Source organism: Streptomyces sp. NPDC058307 (assembly GCF_042880295.1).
GTDB lineage: Bacteria > Actinomycetota > Actinomycetes > Streptomycetales > Streptomycetaceae > Streptomyces.
In genome coordinates this window covers 1-6420 of record NZ_JBHVYZ010000130.1, presented here as the reverse complement: position 1 = coordinate 6420, position 6420 = coordinate 1, and the positions used below count along the sequence as shown (strand labels likewise).

The 6420-nt window shown below is 70.2% G+C and carries 5 protein-coding genes and 1 pseudogene; 4 read left to right on the top strand and 2 right to left on the bottom strand.

Features of this window, described 5'->3' with window-relative positions; translation table 11 throughout:
- The first annotated feature begins 122 nt into the window (after positions 1 to 122).
- Genes ACFVYN_RS40825 through mgtA form a run of 3 tightly spaced genes read left to right on the top strand, consistent with a single transcriptional unit; the run spans position 123 to position 3645 of the window.
- A complete protein-coding gene (locus ACFVYN_RS40825; protein ID WP_390007880.1) occupies positions 123 to 848 on the top strand; it encodes a GAF and ANTAR domain-containing protein in 726 nt (241 codons plus the stop codon).
- 26 nt (positions 849 to 874) lie between these two features.
- Complete coding sequence (locus tag ACFVYN_RS40820; RefSeq protein WP_390007878.1) at positions 875 to 1033, top strand: hypothetical protein; 159 nt, start codon at positions 875 to 877, stop codon at positions 1031 to 1033.
- On the top strand, positions 1015 to 3645 hold the full coding sequence (gene mgtA / locus ACFVYN_RS40815) for a magnesium-translocating P-type ATPase (RefSeq protein WP_390007875.1): 2631 nt from the start codon (positions 1015 to 1017) through the stop codon (positions 3643 to 3645). The genes ACFVYN_RS40820 and mgtA overlap by 19 nt, the downstream gene beginning before the upstream one ends.
- Positions 3646 to 4027: 382 nt before the next feature.
- Here mgtA and ACFVYN_RS40810 read toward each other — a convergent pair.
- Together ACFVYN_RS40810 and ACFVYN_RS40805 are read right to left on the bottom strand one after the other, a co-directional pair.
- Positions 4028 to 4338 (bottom strand): annotated as a pseudogene (locus ACFVYN_RS40810) (glycoside hydrolase family 65 protein); the annotation flags it as partial.
- A gap of 59 nt (positions 4339 to 4397) precedes the next feature.
- A complete protein-coding gene (locus tag ACFVYN_RS40805) occupies positions 4398 to 5024 on the bottom strand; it encodes a hypothetical protein (RefSeq protein ID WP_390007873.1) in 627 nt (208 codons plus the stop codon).
- A 425-nt stretch (positions 5025 to 5449) separates the two neighbouring features.
- Between ACFVYN_RS40805 and ACFVYN_RS40800 the strand changes: the two genes are divergently transcribed.
- Complete coding sequence (locus ACFVYN_RS40800) at positions 5450 to 6307, top strand: slipin family protein (RefSeq protein ID WP_390007870.1); 858 nt, start codon at positions 5450 to 5452, stop codon at positions 6305 to 6307.
- Positions 6308 to 6420 lie beyond the last annotated feature (113 nt).

Below are 6420 nucleotides of genomic sequence, written 5' to 3'. Positions count from 1 at the left end.
CGTGGTCGCCCATCGGCTCCGCCTTCCCCCGGGCACGCCCCCGTCCGACATGCAACCGCCGGATGCACGACCGCCCGCCGAGGAGTCCTGATGCTCACGCCCCACACACAGAGGTGTGCACGATGAAGGAACAGCTGATGGCCCGGACGTTCGTCGAGCTGGCGGACAGTCTCGTCGCCGACTTCGACCTCATGGACTTCCTGCGCATGCTCACCGACCGCTGCGTGGATCTGCTCGACGCGAGTGCTGCGGGAGTCCTGCTCGCCGACCGTGAGGGCGTGCTGCGTGTCATGGCTGCCTCCGACGAACGGGTGCGCCTCCTGGAACTCTTCCAGCTCCAGAACCATGAAGGACCCTGCCTGGACTGCTTCCACACCGGAATCGCGGTCTCCGTTCACGACCTGCGCGACGAGGCCGCCCGCTGGCCCCTGTTCACCGACCAGGCCCGGCGCAGCGGCTTCACCGCTGTCCAGGCGCTCCCCATGCGCCTGCGCGACGAGGTCGTCGGTGCCCTCAACCTCTTCCACACCACCCCGGCGCCCATCAGTCCAGTAGCCACCCCCTTCGCCCAGGCCCTCGCCGACGTCGCCACCATCAGCCTGCTGCAACAGCGCACCAGCGAGCGCAGCACGCTCCTCAACGAGCAGTTGCAGACCGCCCTCAGCAGCCGCGTCCTGATCGAACAGGCCAAGGGGAAACTCGCCGAACGCCGCCACACGGACATGGAACAGGCCTTCACCACCCTGCGGGCCTACGCCCGCTCCCACAACCGCCGCCTATCGGATGTCGCCCGCGCCTTCATAGACGAAACTGAATTCCTCCCCGGCCTCAGCTCCCGAAGTTCCTGAGCAGCCCCCTTCGAGAAGGGTTCGTCATGCCACTCCGCCCCCCTCCCGAGGGTTCCCTCTACGCACTCGGCATCCCCTACGGCCTACGCCAGTGGATGGTCGACATCCGTCACCGCCATCACGACTGGGTCTGCGTCCATGGGGCTGACCTGCCCGAGGTGGCCGAATGGACCTGGAGTCAGTGACCACCCGGGCAGCGGAGCTGCGGTTGGGGGAGGTCGCCGCCGAAGACGCCAAGGCCGTGCTGGCCACGCTCGCAAGCAGTCCCGACGGCCTGTCGGGTGGCGCGACGGGTGAGGCGGCCGAGCGGCTCGCGGCGGTCGGGCCGAACGCCGTGCGCACGCACCACGTCCGCGTCCTGGCGGTCCTCGGGCGGCAGTTGCGCAGCGCCCTGCTGATCCTGCTGGCGGTGACGGCCGGGGTCTCGTACTTCTTCGGCGAGCGGACCGGCGCGATCATCATCGCGGGGATCCTGGTGCTGAGCGTGGCGCTGGGATTCGTCAACGAGTACCGGGCGGAGAAGGCGGCACAGGCCCTGCACTCGCGGGTGCGGCACACGGCCGTCGTGATCCGCGACGGCGCGGCCACCCAGGTCGATGTGATTGAGCTGGTGCCGGGCGATGTCGTACGGCTGACGCTGGGGCAGGTGGTCCCCGCGGACCTGCGCCTGCTGGAGTGCACGGCGTTCGCCTGCGACGAGAGCGTCCTCACCGGGGAGTCCGCCCCCGTCGAGAAGAGCCCGGAGCCGGTCGCCGCGGGGGCGGCACTGGCCGAGCTGACCTCCTGCGCGCTGATGGGGACCGTGGTACACGGAGGCAGTGCGACCGGAGTGGTGGTCGCCACCGGGGGCCGTGCCGAGTTCGGGCGGATCGCGCTGGGGCTGGGCGAACGGCAGCCGGAGACCGACTTCCAGGCGGGGCTGCGCCGCTTCTCCATGCTGCTCCTCAAGGTCGCCGCCGCCCTCACCTCGGGGATCTTCGTCATCAACGTCCTGCTCCACCGGCCGCTGCTCGACGCGCTGCTCTTCTCGCTGGCCATCGCGGTGGGCATCACCCCGCAGCTGCTGCCCGCCGTGGTGAGCACCGGCCTGGCCACCGGCTCACGACAGCTGGCGCGGCGCAAGGTCCTCGTGAAGCGGCTGGTGTGCATTGAGGACCTGGGCGACATGGACGTCCTGGTCACCGACAAGACCGGCACGCTCACCGAGGGCCGCATCCGTTTCGAGGCGGCCCTCGACCCGGCCGGCGCGCTCTCCGACACGGTGCTGAAGCTGGGTCTGCTGGCCACCGAGGGCGACCTCGACCAGGTGGGCGGCAACGCGCTGGACGTCGCGTTGTGGCAGGCCACGGGCACGCCGCCCCCGGCCGGTCACCACCGGCTCGCGCTGCTGCCCTTCGACCACGACCGGCAGCTGGGCTCCGCGCTCGTCGAGCGCCCGGACGGCAGCCGCCTGCTCGTCACCAAGGGCGCGCCCGAGGCAGTCCTGGCCCGCTGTGGTGACGTGCCGGACGAGGCGGCAGCAGTCCTCCAGGAGTACTTCGCGGCGGGCAGCCGGGTGGTCGCCGTGGCCACCAGGGGCGCGGACGGGCAGACGTCGCTCACGGCTGCCGACGAGTACCGGCTGCGGCTGGCCGGCTTCCTCGTCTTCCTCGACCCGCCCAAGGCCGGTGCCGCCGCCTCGCTGCGCCGCCTCGCCGACCTCGGCGTCACCGTCAAGATCTGTACGGGCGACAACGCGCTCGTCGCCCAGAAGGTCTGCGCCGACCTCGGCCTGCCGCCCGGCAGAGCCCTGACCGGCCAGGACATCGCTCAGCTGGACGACGACCAGCTGACCAGGGCAGCCGAGACCACCACCGTCTTCGCCCGCGTCTCCCCCCAGGACAAGGCACGGGTCGTACGGGCGCTGCGGCGCCGTGGCCGGGACATCGGGTTCCTGGGCGACGGCGTGAACGACGCGCTGGCCCTGCACGCCGCCGACGTGGGGCTGTCCGTGGACACCGCGACCGACGTGGCCAAGGACGCGGCCGACGTCCTGCTCCTGGAGAAGGACCTCGGCGTACTCGCCGACGGGGTCACCGAGGGCCGCCGGATCTTCGCCAACACCATCAAGTACGTCCTGATGGGTACCTCCAGCAACTTCGGCAACATGTTCAGCGCGGCCGGAGCCTCCCTGGTGCTGTCCTTCCTGCCGATGCTGCCCTCGCAGATCCTGCTCAACAACCTTCTTTACGACGCCGGGCAGTTGACCATCCCCACCGACCACGTCGACCCGGAGCAGCTGCGTGCCCCCTCGCACTGGGACATCGCCTTCATCCGTCGCTTCATGCTCTTCTTCGGGCCCGTCAGCTCCCTCTTCGACTTCCTCACCTTCGCGATCATGATCCAGATCTTCCACACCGGCGCCGAACTGTTCCGCTCCGGCTGGTTCGTGGAGTCCCTCGTCACACAGGCGCTGGTCGTCTTCGCCATCCGCACCCGCCGGGTGCCGTTCTACCGCAGCCGGCCCAGCCGCCCCCTGCTGTTCAGCGCCATCGGTGTCGTCGCCGTCGCCGTCGCGCTGCCGATGTCCCCACTCGCGGAACCGCTCGGTTTCCAGTCCCTGCCGCCCGGCCTCGCCCTCGCTCTGGCCCTGATGGTCGTGCTCTACCTGGTACTGATCGAGGGCGCCAAGCACGTCTTCTACGCCCGCGCCGACGCGCGGGCCGCACATCCGCCGGTACGCCACCGCACCCGCCGGCACCGCATCCAACGGCGGGCCGGCCGCTTCAGCCACCCCGGGCCCCTGCGACCCCGGTGACACACTGCCACCGGGGCCATCAGCGGCACGGACAGCACCGAGATGATCCGCGCCACGTCCGGCGGCCGGGAACGGTCAGTATGTCCCTGTCCCCGGGGCCTGTCGGCGTCCCGAATTCTCCGTCCCCTTCATCGTTCTGGCCGCCCGCGGTGGCTCACGCCAACACCGGACCGATGCATCCGAGCAGGCCGGCGGAGCGCCAGGTGCCACAGACCGGCCCGGACCCGAATTCGTGAGCCGCGGATCCAGTCCGTCGGCCAAGGGAGGAGTGGGCGTGAGCGGCGGGGCTGCCTGGGTCAGTCGTGCGGGACGACCGCGACCGGAGCAGCGGCATGGCGCATCACCGCGTGGGTGACCGGCCGAGGTGCGTACCGATCACCGAGAGGTCGAGGGGGCCGACGCAGGCGCCCAGGTGGATGCCCTCGGCGGTGGTACCGCCCTCGAGGTCGGCGATGTCGCCGGTGAGGGCCTGCGAGACGTACTTCCAGGCCTCGGCGGGGCGGGTGCGGGCCAGAACCCAGCAGTGGACCAGGCCGCTGAGGGTGGAGCCATGGCTGGTGCGGCGAGGTAGTGGTCGACGGTGGTACGCCAGGTGTCGTCGTCGAGGGTGTGCCCGAGGCGGGTCAGTGCCGAGAGTTCGGCGGGCGAGAAGAGGTGGCCGAGCATCAGTGCATCGGCCTGTTTCGATGCCTGGGAGGAAGGGACGGGTCCCGGGGACCCGGTTGTCGTTCCCCCGGGTGCGCGGGCTGGGCTCAGCGGAGCCAGGCGTGGTCGCGGACAGCGGGGAGGCGGGCCCAGGTCCTGCCGAGTCCCCAGGTGGTGCCGGCCGAGGCGACCGCGAGGGCGATCAGGACGGCCGCGTACAGGACGTGGTAGTCGATGAGCGGGTTGGTGGACATGCTCGGCGAGCCGTCGGCCAGGTGCTTGGCGGGCGGCCACTCGGCGATCCACATGAACGCCATCAAGGTGGTCCCGGCGACCGCGGCGAGCCGCAGCGCGATGCCGCTGACCAGGGCGAGGCCGACGCCGAGCAGGCCGAGCATGAACAGCCAGTTCGCCCATCCCGCTCCTGCCCAGGAGTGGAAGGTGGACTGCATGGGTCCGGCGGCGACGCCGCTGAGGAAGCCCTTGGTGGGTGAGCCGCCGTCGGTCCAGCCCTTGCCGGACGCGGTGGCGTAGCCCCAGCCGAAGGTCTTGTCGAGGAAGGCCCACAGGAAGACGAACCCGGTCACGATCCGCAGCCCCGCGAAGACCTGCGCGCGGGTCGCCGTGGCCGTCGTATCGGTCGTGGTCTCGCCGGACCTACGGGCCGTCCCGGCCCGGCGTCGCGACGGGAGGTGGAACCCCGCGTGCCGGCCGGGAGTTTCATGTACTGCCATGATGTTCATCCCTAGTCTGGGCTCTGGTAGGCGTAGCGCGACAGCTGTCCGCGTGCCGTCGTCGTCCTGCGTTCAATGTCCTGCCCGGGCCGGTCGGACCACAGGGGCCCACAGGTACCGTCACAGGGGCCGAACGTCCCTTCACCGCCCCGCTCCGGAGGCCGCGGGTGCCGGACCGGGTCCTGCCGTCGCCTGCCCGTTTCGGGCGGACGCACCGCCGGGGCGGGAGGTTGGGGCCGTTCGGCCCCTGCCGTGGCCGGGGACACCGGGCGATGGTGGATACACGGCAGGGCGGCTCGTCGCGGAAAGGTCACACCGGACCACGCCGAAAGCTCTGCGGACGGGTCCGGGTCAATCCCCTTCCGCCGACGTACTACGGGGCCTCGCGCGGGAACGACGCGGTCCTCATTCTGAGGAGCAGCACCATGAAAGTCCTGATCTTCCTTCTGGTCATCGCGATCGTGTTGGCCCTGGTGGTACTCGCCATGGCCATCAAGATCGTCAAGCAGTACGAACAAGGAGTGCTGTTCAGGTTCGGCCGACTTGTCGGATCACGGGAACCGGGGCTGCGGGTCATCGTCCCGGTCGTGGAAGTCCTGCACCGTGTGTCGCTGCGGATCGTGACGATGCCGATCCAGTCCCAGGGCATCATCACCCGGGACAACGTGAGCGTCGATGTGTCGGCGGTCGCCTACTTCCGGGTCGTGGACGCGGTGAAATCGGTCATCGCGATCGAGAACGTCCACACGGCGATCAACCAGATCGCCCAGACCACCCTGCGCAAGGTCGTCGGCCAGCACACGCTCGACGAGACTCTCTCGGAGACCGATCGCATCAACCTCGGCATCCGCGAGATCCTCGACGTCACGACCGCCGAATGGGGTGTGGAGGTCACCCTGGTGGAGCTCAAGGACATCCAGCTCCCCGACAGCATGAAGAGGGCGATGGCCCGCCAGGCCGAGGCCGAGCGCGAGAAGCGCGCCAAGATCATCAACGCCGAGGGTGAATCACTGGCCGCCGCGGCACTCGGCGACGCCTCGGACATCATGATGAACCACCCGCTCGCACTCCAACTCCGCAACCTCCAGAGCCTGGTGGAGATCGGCGTGGACAAGAACACCACAGTCGTCTTCCCCGCCCCCCTCATGAGCACCATCGGTGAACTCGGTTCCTTCCTCGCTCGCGAGACAGCAGCAGCCGTCACGGTCACCGTGCCGCCGTCCGTCGACGACACCAGGACCGAACCGGCCCCGGTACTGAACGGGGCGACCAAGACCGTCTGATCAACGGCGTGGCCATCGCGGGGGGGGGGGGGCGAGCCTGCCCAGCGGGGGCGGAGACCCCGCGCCCCCGACCCGCGCGGTGCCCCGGGTCGGCGGCGTTAGCTGTCGGGCGT